Here is a 15,913-nt window from a genome sequence, read left to right as displayed (position 1 = left end):
TTCCCTACTGTAATGGGGCCGCCCCGCGCCACGAACGTGTGTGTGACGGCCGTCCGCGGCGGTGGGGTGCGGGGAGGGAGACGCCGGGGCGGGGCCGTGCGGTTTCCCGGCCGGTGGGGCGGTGCGGGCGCTCTCGTGCCGGGCGTGACTTGGGCTTACGATCATGCGCGCCGCCGAGCACGGCGCGGTCGCGGTACGGGCGGCCCGGGTTGGGCGGGAACGACCGGTTCGCCGGGCCGGGGACGGACACCCCACCGATCAGTTCTGGTCAGATATCGCCAATCAAGATCATTAAGCGCCAGCGGCGCGGCGCGCTGTCGGTGCTGGGTGCGAGGATGCTTTCAGCATCAGCATCCGATGCGACCGCGGCCGGGGACGGCCGCGGGAGCGCCGGTTCGCTGGTGAGGTGACCGGGAGGGCCGATGCCGATTCAGATCAGGTTGACCGTGTGGCCCGGTGACGGCTCGGGCGGCGTGGACGTGCGGATCGGCGCCCCGGCCGGGACCCCGCTCGACACCGTGCTCGGCGCCCTGGCCGGCGCCGTCTCCCCCGGCGGCGCGGCGCCGGGCGCCGTCTTCTGCGAGGACAGGTACCTCGACCCGCGCCGCACCGTGCTCGGCGAACCGCCCCTGGTGGACGGCGCCGTCCTCGCCTTCCAGCACCCCCTGGAGACCGCGCGGCGCGAGCCCGTCCCCGCGACGCTGCTGGTCGCCGCGGGACCCGACGCGGGCGGCGTCCACCTGCTGCGCGGCGGCGAGGTCCGGATCGGCAGGTCGGCGCAGGCGGACGTCCCCCTGGACGACCCCGACATCTCCCGCGCGCACTGCACGCTGACCGTCGGCCCCGACGGCTCCGTCACCGTGACCGACGCCGGATCGACCAACGGGACGCTGCTCGACGGCCGCCCCGTGACCGGCGGCCCGGTGCCCGTACCGTCCGGCGGCGTGCTGCGGCTCGGCGAGACGGCGCTGCGCCTCGTGACCGAGGGCGGGCGCGACGGCGCGGCCGGGCACCTGCCCGCGCCCCGGCGCGCGGAGGAGGACGAGGCGGGGCACGGGCAGCGTCCCGCGCGCCGCGGCCTCGGCGGCCGGGGGAAGGGGCGCGGGCCCGAACTCGACACCGGGACGCGCCAGATGCCCCGCCGGGACGCCGCGCCGGACGCGTACGCCCCCGGTGGCGCCGACGCCGCCGACGAGGCGCGCTGCCCCGACCCCGCCACCGTGCTGCTCACCGCGCTCGACCGCGGCCCCCGGCTGTGGGAGCGCGGCCCCGGGCACCCGGACGCGCTGCGCGTGCGCGTCGGGACGGCGCACCGCCCCTCGCGCGCCCTGCCGCCGGTGACGGTGGACCTCGCCGCGGCCGGCTCGCTCGGGCTGGCCGGGCCGCGCGACCGCGTGACCGGTGTGGCGCGCGCCGTGCTGGCGCAACTGGCGGCGTTCCACGCGCCCGGCGCACTCGAACTCGTCGTGATCGCGCCGGGGCGCGCCGCCGACTGGTCGTGGCTCGGCTGGCTCCCGCACACCCGCCCCGAGCGCGGCCAGGACTGCCGCCTGCTCGTCGGCTTCGACGCCGAGCAGGCCGCGGCGCGGCTGCGCGAACTGGCCGAGCGCACGGACGGCGCGGCGGGGCCGGGCGGGCGGCGCGTGGTCGTCCTGGCCGACTGCGGCCCCGACACCCCCCCGGCCACCGTCTCCGCCCTCACCCGGCTCGCCGCCGGTGGCGCCGCGGCCGGTGTCCACGTCGTGACGCCGGCCGAGGCCGCCTCCGCCACGCCCGCGTCGCCGGTCGAACGGTCGCTGGCGGCCGCGCGCGCGGTGTCCCCGGTGTTCGCGGCGTGCGGCGCGGCCGTCCTGCTGAGCGGCGCGGTGGCGACGTCCCTGCGCGTCGTCGGCCGGGACGGGCAGGCGGGTCCCCCGGTGGGCGCCGACGCCGTGTCCCCGGCGTGGGCCGAGCGGTTCGCGCGCGCCCTGGCGCCGGTCGCCGAGGGCCCCGGCGCGGGCGGCGCGCCCGCCCCGGCACGGGCGGCGGCACTGCCGGACACCTGCCGCCTCCTCGACGTGCTGGAGCTGTCGCGCGTCACGCCCGGCACGCTGCGCGAGCGCTGGACCGGGCGCGAAGGGCTCACCGCCGTACTCGGCGCGGGAGCGCACGGCCCGGTGGCGGTGGACCTGGCCGGGCTGCGGGGCCCGCTGACCGTGGAGGGCGGCCCCGGCTCGGGACGTACCGAGCTGCTGAGCACGCTCGCCGCCTCCCTCGCCACCACGCGCGGACCGCGTGACCTGTCACTGCTGCTCGTGGAAGGCGCGGGCGACGGCCTGCGGCCGGGCGCGGAGCTGCCGCACGTCGCCACCTACCTGGGGGCCACCGATCCGGTGCGCATGCGCGCGTTCGCCCAGGCGCTGCGGGCCGAGCTGAAGCGCAGGGCCGCGCTGCTCGGCGACGCGGACTTCGGCGCCGTACGGGGCCGGCCCGGCCGCGTGCACGCGCCCCGGGTGGCGGGCGACGTGACGCTCGGCGCGCCGGAGGGGCCGCCCGTGCTGGCGCCGGGGAGCGACCCGCTGCCGTGGCTCGTCGTGCTCGTGGACGACTTCGACGCGCTGCTCGCGCCGCCGCTCGGCGCGCCGGGGCGGCAGGCCGCGGGGTCGGTGGTGCGGGTGCTCGACGCGGTGGCGTCCGAGGGCGCGCGCCTCGGGGTGCGGCTGGTCGTGGTGGGCGGTCCGGTGGCGCCCGGCGGGGGCATATCCGTGGCCATGACCGGGCAGCCCGCCGGGCGGGGCGAGGTGCGCAGGGGCGGGACGGCGGCGCCGTTCCAGGCCGGGCGGGTGACCGGGCGCATCCCCAGGACCGCGACCGCGCGGCCCACCGTGACGCGGCTCGACTGGGCCCGCGAGGGCGACCCGCCGACCCGCCGGCCGGTCCGCGAACTGGGCAACGGACCGACCGACATCGCCCTGCTCGCGTCCGCCGCCTCCCGCGCCGCCGACGCGGACAGGTCCGCCCCCGCGAGCCTCGTCTGACCGATCGCGACGACACGTCGGTACATGATCGGAAATCCGCGTTCCACTGCTCCGATCTTGGGTAACAGCCGGATCACAAACGGCAGTTGACACCCTCCGTGGTCTTGCCCGCACAGAACGGCGGGCGTAGGACTCAGTGATCAGGACGTGCGGCGTTGCACACCCTGCGCTGTGGGGGCGTTGCCGTACCGGATGGGGTGAGGCGGTGCTCATGGGCGGTTCGGGCCGGGTTTCCCGGCGGAGGGTCTTCCGTGCGACGGCGGCGACGGTCGCCGTGACCGCGCTGGCGCTGTCGGCGTGCAGCGCGGAGGAGGACGACACGGGGAGTGACCACCCGGTGACGATCGAACTGCCGGACCTCAGCGGGCAGTCGCTTGAGGTCTCGGCGGTGTGGACGGGCGCGGAGCGGGACAACTTCCTGCGCGTCATGGACGAGTTCGAGGCGCGTACCGGCGCCTCGGTCAGCTATGTGCCGAGCGGGGACAACGTCTCGCAGTTCGTGGGCACCAAGATCGAGGGCGGTTCGCCGCCGGACATCGTGATGGTCCCGCAGCCGGGCGTGCTCCAGGAGTTCGCCGAGCAGGGCTGGCTCGCGCCGGTCGGCGACCTGGCGCAGGAGCAGCTCGACGCCAACTACACGCAGGGCTGGCAGGACATCGCCGCCCGGGACGGCGTGCAGTACGGCGTGTACGTGAAGGCGGCCAACAAGTCGCTCGTCTGGTACAGCGACACGGCGTTCGACTACGCCGGTGTCTCGCCGCCGGAGAGCTGGGACGACTTCGTCTCGATGTCCTGGACGCTGTGGGAGTCGGGCACGACGCCGCTGTCCGTCGCGGGCGGCGACGGCTGGACGCTCACCGACTGGTTCGAGAACATCTACCTCTCCCAGTCCGGCGGCGAGATGTACGACCGGCTGATCGCGCACGAGATCCCGTGGACCGACCCGAGCGTCACCGACGCGCTGACCGCCCTCGGCCAGGTCTTCGGCGAGGAGCGGTTCCTGGCGGGCGGCGCGAGCGGCTCGCTCCAGACGGACTTCCCGACCTCGGTCACCCAGACGTTCACCGACCTGGAGACGCCCGCCGCCGGGATGGTCTTCGAGGCGGACTTCGTCGGCTCCGTGATCACCGACAGCACGGACGCCGTGATCGGCGAGGACGCGCGGGTCTTCCCCTTCCCTGCCGTGGGCGGCGGGGACGCGCCGGTGGTGAGCGCGGGCGACGCGGCCGTCGCCATCGCGCCGGACGGCGAGGCCGGCGAGGCGCAGCAGGCCATGCTGGCGTTCCTCGCCTCGACCGACGCCGCGGCGATCTGGGCCGAGCCGGGCGGCTACGTGTCGCCCAACAGGTCGCTCGACCTGGACGCGTACCCGAACGACACGCAGCGCGGCATCGCCGAGGCGCTCATCGCGGCGGGCGACGACTTCCGGTTCGACATGTCGGACCAGACGCCCGCCGACTTCGGCGGCACCACGGGGCAGGGCATGTGGCAGGGGCTCCAGAACTTCCTGCGCGACCCCGCCGACATCCAGGGGGCCCAGGAGTACCTGGAGTCCCAGGCCGCCGCCGCGTACGGCGACTGACGGCTCACCACCCGCGGGTCACCCCGTGGTTCACCACTGCGGTGCTCCCACTGCGGTTCCCTCACTGACGGACGGAGACTGGCATCCCATGGCATCCGGCAAGGCGGTGATCAGAGCCCGGCCCTGGGCCGTCGCGTGCTTCCTGCTGCCCGCGCTGCTGCTGCTCGGCGCACTGGTCGTCTACCCCATCGCGTACACGGTCTGGCGCAGTCTGTTCGACGCGTCGGGCGACGGGTTCGTGGGCCTGGACAACTTCACGGAGCTGTTCAGCAACGACTCGATACGGCACGCGCTGCGCAACAACCTCATCTGGATCGTGGTCGCGCCCACCGTGGCGACCGGCCTCGGCCTGATCTTCGCGGTCCTGACGGAACGTATCCGCTGGGCCACCGCGTTCAAGCTGATCATCTTCATGCCGATGGCCATCTCCATGCTGGCCGCCGGCATCATCTTCCGGCTGGTGTACGAGCAGGACCCGGACCGCGGGCTGGCGAACGCGGTGCTGACCACCGTGCACGACACGTTCTCGGGCGACTCGTCCTGGCCGGACGCCGAGCCGCGCCCCGACGGGCCGATCACCGCGCAGGACGACGGCTCGTACCTGCTGGAGACGCCCGTCTCGGCCGGTCAGCCGGTGCTGCTGCCGCTGGTGGCCGTGCCGCAGCCCGAGCTGGAGGACGCGGCGCCCGCCGCCGCGCCGGAGGGCGCCGCGGACGAGGTGAGCGGCACCGTGTGGATGGACTTCACGCGGGGCGGCGGCACGCCCGACACGATCGACCCGGAGGAGAAAGGCCTGGCGGGCATCACCGTCGAGGCCGTACGGGACGGCGACGTGGTCGCCGACGCGACGACCGGGGACGACGGGACGTTCACGCTCCCCGCCGAGGCGGACGGCGCGCAGCTGCGGCTGGCGGCGGACAGCTTCACCGCCCCGTACAACGGCGCCGAGTGGCTCGGGCCCAACCTGGTGACGCCCGCGATCATCGGCTCGTACGTCTGGATGTGGGCCGGTTTCGCGATGGTCCTCATCGCGGCGGGCCTGGCCGGGGTGCCGCGGGAGACGCTGGAGGCCGCCCGCGTGGACGGCGCGAACGAGTGGCAGGTCTTCCGCCGCATCACCGTCCCCCTCCTGGCGCCGCTGCTCGCGGTGGTCATGGTGACGCTGATGATCAACGTGCTGAAGATCTTCGACCTCGTGTACGTCATCCCGCCCAGCTCCAGCCAGGGTGACGCCAATGTGCTGGCGCTCCAGCTCTACCTGGAGTCCTTCGGCACGGGCGGCGACCAGGGCGTCGGCAGCGCCATCGCGGTGCTCCTGCTGCTCCTGGTCCTGCCGGTGATGTTCTTCAACCTGAGAAGGCTGCGACGGGAGAACCAGCGGTGACCGCGACGACCCTGACCGCGAAAGAGCCCGGACCCTCGGGGTCCCCGGCGGGCGGAGCCTCCGGGCCGCCCCGGCGTTCCCTGGCCTCCCGGGTCGCCTCCGTCGCCGCGAGCGGCGGGGTGCGGGTGGTGCTGGTGATCCTGGCGGTGGTGTGGCTGCTGCCGACCGCCGGGCTGCTGGTGTCCTCGTTCCGCGACTCGCGCGACATCGCGTCCTCCGGCTGGTGGGAGGCGCTGACCGACCCCGGGCAGTGGACGGCGGGGAACTACGACGCGCTGCTCGGCAACGGCACGTTCACCGACTCGGTGTGGACGACTGTGCTGATCACCGTGCCGTCGACCGTCCTGGTGATCCTGCTGGGCGCGCTGGCGGCGTACGCGTTCGCCTGGCTCGACTTCCCCGGCCGCGACTGGTGGTTCCTGGTCGTGGTGGCGCTGCTCGTGGTGCCGGTGCAGGTGGCGCTGATCCCGGTGGCGCGGCTGTTCAACACGCTGGGGATCTTCGAGACGACGCTGGGCGTGGTCCTGTTCCACTCCGCGTTCGGCCTGCCGTTCGCCATCTTCCTGCTGCGGAACTTCTTCGCCGAGATCCCGCGCGAGCTGCTGGAGGCGGCGAAGCTGGACGGGGCGGGCGAGCTGCGGCTGTTCACCCGGGTGGTGCTGCCGCTGGCCGGCCCGGCGATCGCGGCGCTCGGCATCTTCCAGTTCATGTGGGTGTGGAACGACATGCTGGTGGCGCTGATCTTCGCCGACTCGGGGTCGCCGCCGATGACGGTCGCGCTCCAGCAGGAGATGCGGCAGTTCGGCAGCAACTTCGACGTGCTCGCGCCGGGCGCGTTCCTGACGATGGTCATACCGCTGGTGATCTTCTTCGCGTTCCAGCGGCAGTTCGTGGCCGGGATGATGTCCGGCGCCGTGAAGTAGGGCGGCGGCGCGACCGTACGGCGACGGGGCCGGGCCGAGCGGGCGACCGCCGGGCCCGGCCCCTGCCGTGTGCGCTGCCTCTTGCTCCAAATGAACGGATCGCGGGCGCGACACCTCGCTCGTCCCCGGGATGGCACTACGGAAGAGAGATTGTCGGATGGTCATTGGTCATCCGATATGCCGCCCCGTGGATGTGGTGCCGTGCCCCGCTTCAGCATCATCGTGCCCGCCTACCAGGTGCAGGCGTATCTCCCCGCCTGCCTGACCTCCGTGCTCACGCAGGACCACACCGACCTCGAACTGCTGGTCGTGGACGACGCGTCCCCCGACGCGTGCGGCGAGATCATCGCCGAGTTCGCCGCCGCCGACGCCCGCGTCACCGGCCTCCGCCTCCCCCGCACGTGCGGTCCCGGACCGGCCAGGAACGCCGCGCTCGACCGCGCCACCGGCGACTACGTCCTCTTCCTCGACGGCGACGACGCCCTCACCCCCGGCGCCCTGGCCGCCATCGCCGCCCGCCTGGACGCCACCGGCCACCCGCAGCTGCTCGTGCACGACCACGCCGTCCTCTCGTTCGACGGCACCCTCTCCCCCGGCCTCGCCCCCGGACTGCTCTCCCGGCGCGGCCCCGACGCGGGTCCCCTCGCCGCCCGGCCGTCCCTGCTGCGGCTGCCCCCGACCGCCTGGGGACGCGCGTACCGCCGCGACTTCCTGCTCGGCACCGGCCTGCGCTTCCCCCCGGGACACCACCAGGACGTGCCCTTCGCCTACCCGGCGCTGATCACCGCCGAGACCGTCGCCGTGCTCGACCGGGTGTGCCTGCACCACCGCGCCCGCCGCCGGGGCGGCCGTACGCACGGGCCGGGCCCAGGGCACGCCGATCTCGTGGACCAGTACGAACGCGCCTTCGCCCTGCTGCCCACCCAGCGGTGGCGCGCGGCGCTCTACCGGCGCATGGCCGACCACCTCAGCACCGTCTGCCGCACCCCGGGGCTGCTGCCCGCCGCCGAGCGCGCCGACTTCTTCCGCCGCAGCGCCGCCCTGTGCCGGCGCCACCGCACGGCGGCCGGGGCCACCGCGCTCGGCGCGAAGCAGGGCGGGGCGCACGTCCTCTTCCGGCTGGGCGCCCGGCGCGCGTTCCAGCTCATGGCGGTGGCCCAGCGCCTCGGCAGGCGCCTGCAAGCCGTCGTGCGCGGCGCGGGGCGGCGGCTGCGCGCCGTCGCCCTGCGCGCGCACTACCGCTGCCAGCTGCGACTGCCCCTCGACCGGCGGCTCGCCGTCTTCACCACGGGACGCGGCGGCAGGTACGGCTGCCACCCGGCCGCCATCGAGGCGAAGCTGCGCGAACTGGCCACCGGCATCCGCACCGCCTGGGTGGCCGGCCCCGGCCAGGCCCTGCCCACCGGCGTACGGCGGCTGACGCCCGGCACCGCCGCGTACTGGTCCGCGCTGGCCCGCGCCCGCTTCCTCGTCAGCAACAGCGGCTTCCCCGACGTCCTCGCCGACCGCCCGGGGCAGCTGCGCCTCCAGACCCACCGCGGCACACCCGTCGCCCACCGCGGCCTGGACACGCGGGTGCGCGACGTGCCCCGGCTGCTGCGGCAGATCGACACCTGGGACTACTGCCTCTCCGCCAACCGCCACTCCACCCTCGCCTGGGAGGCCGCCTACCCGGCCGACTACGTGACGCTGGAGTACGGCTCCCCGCGCGCCGACGTCTTCCACACGGCGGGCGTCGCCGACGTCCTGCGCGCCCGCGCGCGCCTCGGCGTGCCCGACGGCGTGCTCGCCATCCTGTACGCCCCCGCGCCCCGGGCGTACGCCACCCGGCGGCGTGCCCCCCTCGACCTCGGCGCCCTGGCCCGCGCCCTCGGCCCCCGCTTCCGGCTGCTCGCGGCGACGGACGACGCGCTGGAGCACCAGTGCCTCGCCGCCGACGCGCTGGTCACGGACTACGCGCCCGTGCTGTTCGACTACGCCGCCCTCGACCGGCCGGTCGTCGTCCACGCCGACGACTGGGAGACGTACCGGACCGTGCACGGTGCCTACTTCGACCTGCCCGCCACCGCGCCGGGCCCGGTGACCCGTACCGCCGCCGAACTCGCTGCCACCCTCACCGACCCGCGCCTGTGGACTGACCCGGGCCTCGCCGCGCGGCGCGCCGCGTTCCGGCAGCGGTTCTGCCCCTACGACGACGGGTTCGCGGCCGAGCGCGTGGTGCGCACGTTCTTCCTCGACGGCCGGGACGTCCCGCCCGTCGTCCCCGCCAAGGCCCGCCGCCCCGTCCCGGGCGCGGTCGCGGTGGCCGCGCCGCGCCGGCCGTCCGCGCCGGGCGACTCCCCGCGCGAGTTCCTGGAGGTATCCGCATGTCCTTTCTGATCACCGGCGGCGCCGGGTACATCGGCGCCCACGTGGTGCGCGCGCTGGCCCTCGCGGGCGAACGGGTCGTGGTCTACGACGACCTGTCCACGGGCGACGCGACCCGCCTGCCCGACGGCGTACCCCTCGTCCAGGGCTCGATCCTGGACCGGGGCGCGCTCGACCGGACCATCGCCGACCACCGCGTGCACACCGTGATGCACCTGGCCGCCCGCAAGGAAGTCGCCGAGTCCGTCCGCCAGCCGCTGCGCTACTACCGCGAGAACCTCCACGGCCTCCAGATCCTGCTGGAGGCGGCGCGCGGCGCCCGCGTCGGCCGCTTCGTGTACGCCTCGTCGGCGGCCGTCTACGGCTCGCCGTACACCGACCGGGTCACGGAGGACACGCCCTGCGTGCCGCTGAGCCCGTACGGCGAGACGAAGCTCGCGGGCGAGTGGCTGGTCCGCGACGTCGGCCGCGCGCACGGCATGGCGACCGCGAGCCTGCGCCACTTCAACGTGGCGGGCGCCGCGCTCCCCGCTCTCGCCGACCGGGAGACGTCGGGCCTGCTCCCGATGACGTTCGACCACCTCGCCGCCGGACTGCCCCCGCGGATCTTCGGCGACGACTACCCGACCCCCGACGGCACCTGCGTCCGCGACTGGGTGCACGTCGAGGACCTCGCCGAGGCCCACGTCGCGACCGCCCGCGCCCTCGCCGACCAGCCGGAACCGGCCCATCTGACACTGAACATCGGCCGCGGACAGGGCGTCTCGGTCCGCGAGATGGTCGACCTGATCACGGAGATCACCGGCACACCCCACCTGCGCCCCACCAGGGCCCCCCGCCGCCCAGGCGACGCCCCCCATGTGGTGGCCTGCTCCGACACGGCGACCAAGCAGATCTCGTGGACACCCCGCCACGACCTGCGCTCGATGATCACCTCAACATGGTCAACCTGGCTCCACCAGCCCGCCTGACCTTGCCCGGGGCGAAGCCGTGCAGTTTACTTGCACGAAAAGGCATGTGATCGGCTACGGGAGGTGATCGGATGCTCCTCAGCTTCCGGGTGGCCAATCACCGCTCGCTGCGGGACGAGCAGCAGCTCAACCTGAGCCCCGTCTACGACGCGGACCGCCCACCGGGCACGGCATGGGAAGCCGTCCCGGTGGCGGCCGTCTTCGGCGCCAACGCGGCGGGCAAGTCGAACGTGGTGGGGGCGCTGACGTTCATGAGCCGGATGGTCCAGTCCTCGCATCTGGAGGCGGAACCGGGCGGGGGAATCAGCCGTTCCCCTTTCGCCTTGGACGAGGACGCCCGCACCGAACCGTCGTGGTACGTCACGGACCTGATGCTGGACGGCGTGCGGCACACGTACGGCTTCAGCATTGACGACGAACGGGTGCAGGACGAATGGCTGTACAGCTACCCGCGCGGACGCAAACGCGTGATCTTCCAACGCTCGGCCGAGGGCATCGACTTCGGTGATTCTGTCCCCGAGAAGGAACTACGCCTGGTCGAGAGCATCACCGAACCAAACGCACTCTTCCTCTCGGTGGCGGCACGCTCCCGCCAATCCCTTGTCCAGCCGGTCTATCGCTGGTTCACCTCTTCCGATTCCTCGGGCAACCCCCTCCTTTTCGATCCGGCCGATGTCCTGGCTGATCCGCAACGCGCGCCAGCAGTGGTTTCCTTGTTGCGCGCGGCCGACCTCGGTATCGAGGACGCAGGAGTGGACAGAAGACCGGGTTTTCCTGAACAACTACCCTTCGATTTCGAACAGTCGACGATTCCACGGACGCTGACCGTGCCTGTCGGTCTCGGCTCCCGACGGCGGAGACAACGACGCGTCTGGATCGCCCAACGTGGCCGGAACGGTCCGGTCCGGCTCGGTCTCGGAGCCCAATCGGAGGGCACCCGCATGCTGCTCAGCTACGCGGGCCCGGTGCTCGACACCCTGGAAAAGGGCGGCCTGCTCGTCATCGATGAAGTGGACGCCAGCCTCCACCCCCGGCTGACCGCCCACCTCATCAAGCTCTTCCAGGACCCCGCCACCAACCCCCACCGCGCGCAGCTCCTCCTCACCACCCACGACGCCAGCCTCCTCGGCCGCAGCGGTGGCGAGGAGATCCTCAAGCGCGACCAAGTGTGGTTCGTGGAGAAGAACGCATACGGCGAGACGACGCTCTTCCCCCTCTCCGACTTCCGCCCCCGCCAGGAGGAGAACCGCGAGCGGCGCTACCTGGGCGGCAGTTACGGCGCCGTCCCCTTCCTGAGCGACGAGCGGTTCGAGGAGGCGGTCGCCGCCCGGGGGAGGCACGATGACGCGCAGCCCGAGGCGTGAAGGACCGCGCTTCGAGTCCGACCTCCGCCGCCGGGGCACCGCCCGGCGCACCGCCCGCGAACGCGTCCTCGTCGTCTGCGGCGCCAAGGCAACCGAGGCGGACTACCTCAACGGCCTCGTCCGGCACCTCAGCAACCCGGCCGTCACCGTCAGGGTGAAGACGAAGCCCGGCTCGCCCAGCCAGCTCGTCGCCCACGCGAGCGACCTGTGGAACCAGGACAGGGACGGCTTCGACCAGGTCTGGTGCGTGACGGACGTGGACGAGTACACCGATCTCGACCAGGCCCTGGCCGCCGCCCACCGCGCCGGTATCGGCCTCGCCGTCTCGAACCCGTGCTTCGAGCTGTGGCTCCTCCTGCACTTCCGCGACCACACCGCCTACTGCCCCAACTACCGCGCGCTGCGCGCCGCCCTGGCGAAACACCTGCCTCGCTACGACAAGGCGCGCCTCGACTTCCGCGACTTCGCGAGCGGCTGGCAGGCCGCCGTCCCCCGGGCACGCCAACTGGCCCCGGAGGACAAGGAGCACGGCGTCAACCCGGCCACCGGCGTGTGGCGGCTCGTGGAGCAGATCACCCGGCAGCCCTGATCACGCCGCCGCCCCCCGGCGGGTTGTACGGTGGCGGGTCACGGCGTCGTTGTTCGCGCAGCGGACCGTGCAGTACGTGCGGCGGCCGTTGCGTGAGGTGTCCACGTATGCCCGGTCGCAGCGTGCGCAGCGGCCGAGGCGGTGCGGTGCCGCGTTGCAGACGACGAACGCCAGGCCCGCCGCCGTGACGGCGCGGATGTGCGCCGCCGCGTCCGCGCCCGGGGCGCTGTAGTGCAGGTGGGGCGCGTGCCCGTCGTGCATGGTGATGCGCGGGCTGCTCGACGCGTCGGCCAGCAGGTCGTTGACGGCCGCCACGCGCGTGCCGAGGTCCTGGTCACCGAAGCAGCGGCCGAGGCGGCGGCTCCACGCCCACAGCTCGTCCGCCTGCGCCGGGGTCAGGTCGCGGCGGAGGATCTCGTGGGCGGCGAGCAGCGGTTCGAGTGCGGCGGGGGCCGGGGGCGCGGGGAGGTTGACGAGTTCGGCGGCGAGCCGGGCGGCCTGGCCGCCGTAATGGTTGAACTGCACAAGACCATGACAGCACGCTGGTGGCCATGACACCAGCGCCCCTCCTCGTCCTCGGCCAGATCGTGAGCATGCAGCTCGGCTCGGCGGTCGCGAAGGGGGCGTACGACGACGCGGACCCCGTCGCGCTGGCGGGGATGCGGCTGGTCTTCGCCGCGCTCGTGATGTGCGCCCTGGTACGCCCCCGCCTGCGGCGCCTGACCGCCCGCCAGTGGCGCGCCGCCATCGCGCTCGGCGTCACGATCGGCGTGATGAACATGGCCTACTTCTCCGCCATCGGCCACCTCCCCCTCGGCGTCGCCGCCACCCTCGAACTCCTCGGCCCCCTCGCCCTCGCCGCCACCCTGTCCCGCCGCCCCGCCCACCTCGCCGCCGCGCTGCTCGCCCTCGCCGGCGTGCTGCTGCTGACGGCCCCGGGCGGCGCCCTGCCCGCGCTCGGCGTGGCCCTGGGCGCGACGGCGGCGGTGTGCCGGGCGTCGTACGTCGTGCTGAACGGGCGGGTGGGGCGGCTGTTCGACGACTGGACGGGCCTCGCCGTCGCGCTCGCGGTGGGCGCCGTGGTGGTCAGCCCGGTGGCCGCCGTCACCAGCGGCGCGGCGGTGGCCGCCCACCCGTCCGTCGTCGGCCCAGGCATCGCGGTCGCGCTGCTGTCCTCGCTGATCCCCTACTCGCTGGACATGGCCGCGCTGCGCCGCATCGGCCCGCGTGTCTTCGGCGTCCTGCTCGCGCTGAGCCCGGCGGCCGGGGCGGGCGTCGGTTTCGTCCTCCTGGACGAGGAGTTGTCGGCGCGCCAGCTGTGCGCCGTCGCGCTGGTGGTGGCGGCCGCCGCGTGGTCCGTCGGCCAGTCACGGCCCGTACGGCGTGCCGCCCCCGTCGCGTCGTCGCGGCCCCGGTCCGGCGGACACTGCCCCGTCTGCCTGCGCGCGGGCGGCGGCGAGTGGGCCCTGCGCTCCCGCCATCACACGTCCGAGGGCGAGGCCGAGTACTGCGTCAGCCCCGGCGGCTGCCTCGTGGTCCTGCTGGACGGGCGGATCGTCAAGCACCTCACGGCGGGCCGGAACCCAGCAGCGTGAACGCCCCGTACGCCCCCGACGCCAGCGCCACGCCCGCCAGCACCAGCGCGACATACCCCCGCCGCAGCCGCAGCAGCGCCACGGCGGGCGGCAGCAGCAGGCCGAACGCGGGCATCATCAGCCGGGGCCGCGACCCGAAGTACCCCGAGCCGACCAGCGACGTCACGACCATCACCACCGTGAACGCCACCAGCGGCAGCGGCTGCCCCTGCCGCACCCCGAGCACCACCAGCCAGCCGACGAGGACCAGCGCCGCGATCAGCCCGAGCCCGCCGACGACGTTGGAGGCCAGGTTGTCCGCGACGAAGCCGAGCAGCGCCCGGCCGCCGTCGAACCCGTTCCCCCAGCCCGCCTGCACGTCGAAGTAGCCGTACGGGCTGTCCTCGCGCACCGCGACGTACAGCACATAGCCGCACCAGCCGAGCGGCGCCAGCAGCGCGCCCAGCAGCGGACGGACGGGGAACGCGCGGCCCTGGCGGCGTGCCCCCAGCAGCGCGACAGCGGCGGCCACCCACACCGCGGCGACCACAGCGGCGCCGGAGGGGCGCGTCAGCCCTGCCGCGACGGCCAGCGCGCCCGCCGTCAGCCAGCGGCCGGTCAGCAGCGCGTACAGGGCCCAGGCCGCCAGTGCCGTGAACAGCGCCTCGGTGTACGCCATCGACTGCACGAACGCGGTCGGGTACGCGCCCCACAGTCCCACCAGTACGACGCCCAGCGCGTCGCGCCCGGAGATCAGCCGCGCCACCGCCCAGATGCCCCAGGCGGCGGCGAGCGACGCGGCCCAGCCGATCAGCAGTCCCGCATCGTTGACGGAGAGCGGCGTGACGGCGGAGACGGCCCGTTCGAGGGCGGGGAAGAGGGGGAAGAACGCCAAGTCGGAGTGGAGGTCGCCGTCCGGGAGCCGGATCTCGTACCCGTAGCCGTCCGCGGCGACGCGGGCGTACCAGACGGAATCCCAGCGGCCGCTGAGCAGCGTGTGCGGGCTCTTGTCCTCGACGGCCGCCCAGCAGGCGAGGATCAGCAGACCGGTCATACGGACCGCCGCGTAGAGCAGCAGGGCGGGGGCGGCGGCGCGCAGCGTCGGGGACGTACGGGCGGCGGGCGCGCGTATGTCGCGTATGCCGGTGAGCAGGGTCATGGCGGCGGGGTCACCGGGGCCGGGAAGTGGCGGTGGGCTCATCCGGGACGGGCTCCCCCTCGGCAGGGGGAACGGCCGCGCGGCGGCGGCCCGTCAGATCGCCGAGCAGCAGCCGCCAGGGCAGCAGCGCCGCCTCGTACTGCACGCGGGCCGACATCTTCGACGCCCCCTGCCGCCGCTCCTCGAAGCGGATGGGGATCTCCACGGCGGCGTGCCCCGCGCGGACGGCGGCATGCTTCAGCTCGACCTGGAAGCTGTAGCCGTTGCTGCGGGTGTGTTCGAGGTCAAGCGCGCGCACCACGTCGGCGCGCCACAGGACGAAGCCCGCCGTCGCGTCGCGCAGCCCGGTGCGCAGGACGGCGCCGACGTACCGGTTCGCCCAGCGCGACAGCAGCCTGCGGTGCGGCGCCCACTCGTCGGCGAGCCTGCCGCCCGGCACGTAGCGGCTGCCGACGACGAGCCCGGCGCCGGTCGCCAGCGCCGTGCCGACGAGCTGCGGGACGTACTCCGTGCCGTGGCTGCCGTCGGCGTCCATCTGGAGGACGTACGCCGCGCCCTCGTCCACGGCGCGGGTCATGCCCGCGACGTACGCGCGGCCCAGGCCGTCCTTGGCGGTGCGGTGCAGCACCGAGACGCGGCCCGGGTGGCGGGCGGCGAGCCCGTCGGCCAGCTCGCCCGTGCCGTCGGGGCTCGCGTCGTCCACGACGAGCAGCCGCAGCCCCGGCAACGGCAGGGCGAGCAGCGCCGCCGCCGTCACGGGCAGGCTGTCCGCCTCGTTGTAGGTGGGCATCACCACCGTCACGGCGGCCTCGGCACAGGCCCGGCCGGCTCCCGCCATGGCAGCGCTCCCGTTCACGGATGAGTCAGTGATGCGAACGTCATCCTAGTGCTGTGGCCGGGGAGGTTTGCCGGCTCACGGCTCCCCCAGCCTGGCGGCTGGGGGAGGTGCATCGCAAGGCACCGGATCGCAGCTCGTACTCGGC

12 protein-coding genes are annotated in these 15,913 nt (G+C 74.4%); 9 read left to right on the top strand and 3 right to left on the bottom strand.

The window, feature by feature from the left end; genetic code table 11:
- Window positions 1-422 precede the first annotated feature (422 nt).
- From ACL02R_RS10850 to ACL02R_RS10815, 8 genes are all read left to right on the top strand, one after another.
- Window positions 423-3,017: an FHA domain-containing protein gene (locus tag ACL02R_RS10850; protein ID WP_412796651.1), complete on the top strand. Its 2,595-nt coding sequence runs from the start codon at window positions 423-425 to the stop codon at window positions 3,015-3,017.
- 211 nt (window positions 3,018-3,228) lie between these two features.
- Complete coding sequence (locus ACL02R_RS10845; protein WP_412796650.1) at window positions 3,229-4,599, top strand: ABC transporter substrate-binding protein; 1,371 nt, start codon at window positions 3,229-3,231, stop codon at window positions 4,597-4,599.
- 88 nt (window positions 4,600-4,687) lie between these two features.
- Window positions 4,688-5,983: a carbohydrate ABC transporter permease gene (locus ACL02R_RS10840; RefSeq protein WP_412796649.1), complete on the top strand. Its 1,296-nt coding sequence runs from the start codon at window positions 4,688-4,690 to the stop codon at window positions 5,981-5,983.
- A gap of 11 nt (window positions 5,984-5,994) precedes the next feature.
- Complete coding sequence (locus ACL02R_RS10835) at window positions 5,995-6,906, top strand: carbohydrate ABC transporter permease (RefSeq protein WP_412796805.1); 912 nt, start codon at window positions 5,995-5,997, stop codon at window positions 6,904-6,906.
- A 201-nt stretch (window positions 6,907-7,107) separates the two neighbouring features.
- A complete protein-coding gene (locus ACL02R_RS10830; protein ID WP_412796648.1) occupies window positions 7,108-9,285 on the top strand; it encodes a CDP-glycerol glycerophosphotransferase family protein in 2,178 nt (725 codons plus the stop codon).
- Complete coding sequence (gene galE / locus ACL02R_RS10825) at window positions 9,273-10,244, top strand: UDP-glucose 4-epimerase GalE (protein ID WP_412796647.1); 972 nt, start codon at window positions 9,273-9,275, stop codon at window positions 10,242-10,244. Before ACL02R_RS10830 ends, galE begins: the two co-directional genes overlap by 13 nt.
- 71 nt (window positions 10,245-10,315) lie before the next feature.
- On the top strand, window positions 10,316-11,608 hold the full coding sequence (locus ACL02R_RS10820) for an AAA family ATPase (RefSeq protein WP_412796646.1): 1,293 nt from the start codon (window positions 10,316-10,318) through the stop codon (window positions 11,606-11,608).
- Complete coding sequence (locus tag ACL02R_RS10815; protein ID WP_412796645.1) at window positions 11,586-12,197, top strand: RloB family protein; 612 nt, start codon at window positions 11,586-11,588, stop codon at window positions 12,195-12,197. Before ACL02R_RS10820 ends, ACL02R_RS10815 begins: the two co-directional genes overlap by 23 nt.
- Here ACL02R_RS10815 and ACL02R_RS10810 read toward each other — a convergent pair whose 3' ends face one another.
- Window positions 12,198-12,722 (bottom strand): CGNR zinc finger domain-containing protein, encoded by a 525-nt coding sequence (locus ACL02R_RS10810; RefSeq protein WP_412796644.1) that lies wholly within the window; start codon window positions 12,720-12,722, stop codon window positions 12,198-12,200. It lies immediately after the preceding gene.
- Between the two features lie 26 nt (window positions 12,723-12,748).
- Here ACL02R_RS10810 and ACL02R_RS10805 point away from each other — a divergent pair, with 26 nt between their 5' ends.
- A complete protein-coding gene (locus ACL02R_RS10805; protein ID WP_412796643.1) occupies window positions 12,749-13,792 on the top strand; it encodes an EamA family transporter in 1,044 nt (347 codons plus the stop codon).
- Here ACL02R_RS10805 and ACL02R_RS10800 read toward each other — a convergent pair.
- The gene (locus tag ACL02R_RS10800) at window positions 13,764-14,972 is read right to left on the bottom strand and encodes a hypothetical protein (protein WP_412796642.1); all 1,209 of its coding nucleotides are present in this window, start codon (window positions 14,970-14,972) and stop codon (window positions 13,764-13,766) included. The two genes, ACL02R_RS10805 and ACL02R_RS10800, sit on opposite strands and share 29 nt — an antisense overlap.
- The gene (locus ACL02R_RS10795) at window positions 14,941-15,768 is read right to left on the bottom strand and encodes a polyprenol monophosphomannose synthase (protein WP_412796641.1); all 828 of its coding nucleotides are present in this window, start codon (window positions 15,766-15,768) and stop codon (window positions 14,941-14,943) included. The genes ACL02R_RS10800 and ACL02R_RS10795 overlap by 32 nt, the downstream gene beginning before the upstream one ends.
- Window positions 15,769-15,913: the final 145 nt, after the last annotated feature.

The organism is Streptomyces sp. MS19, from assembly GCF_047200595.1.
Taxonomy (GTDB): Bacteria; Actinomycetota; Actinomycetes; order Streptomycetales; family Streptomycetaceae; genus Streptomyces.
Note: the sequence above shows the minus strand (reverse complement) of the source record. Positions and strands in the feature narration are given on the sequence as shown.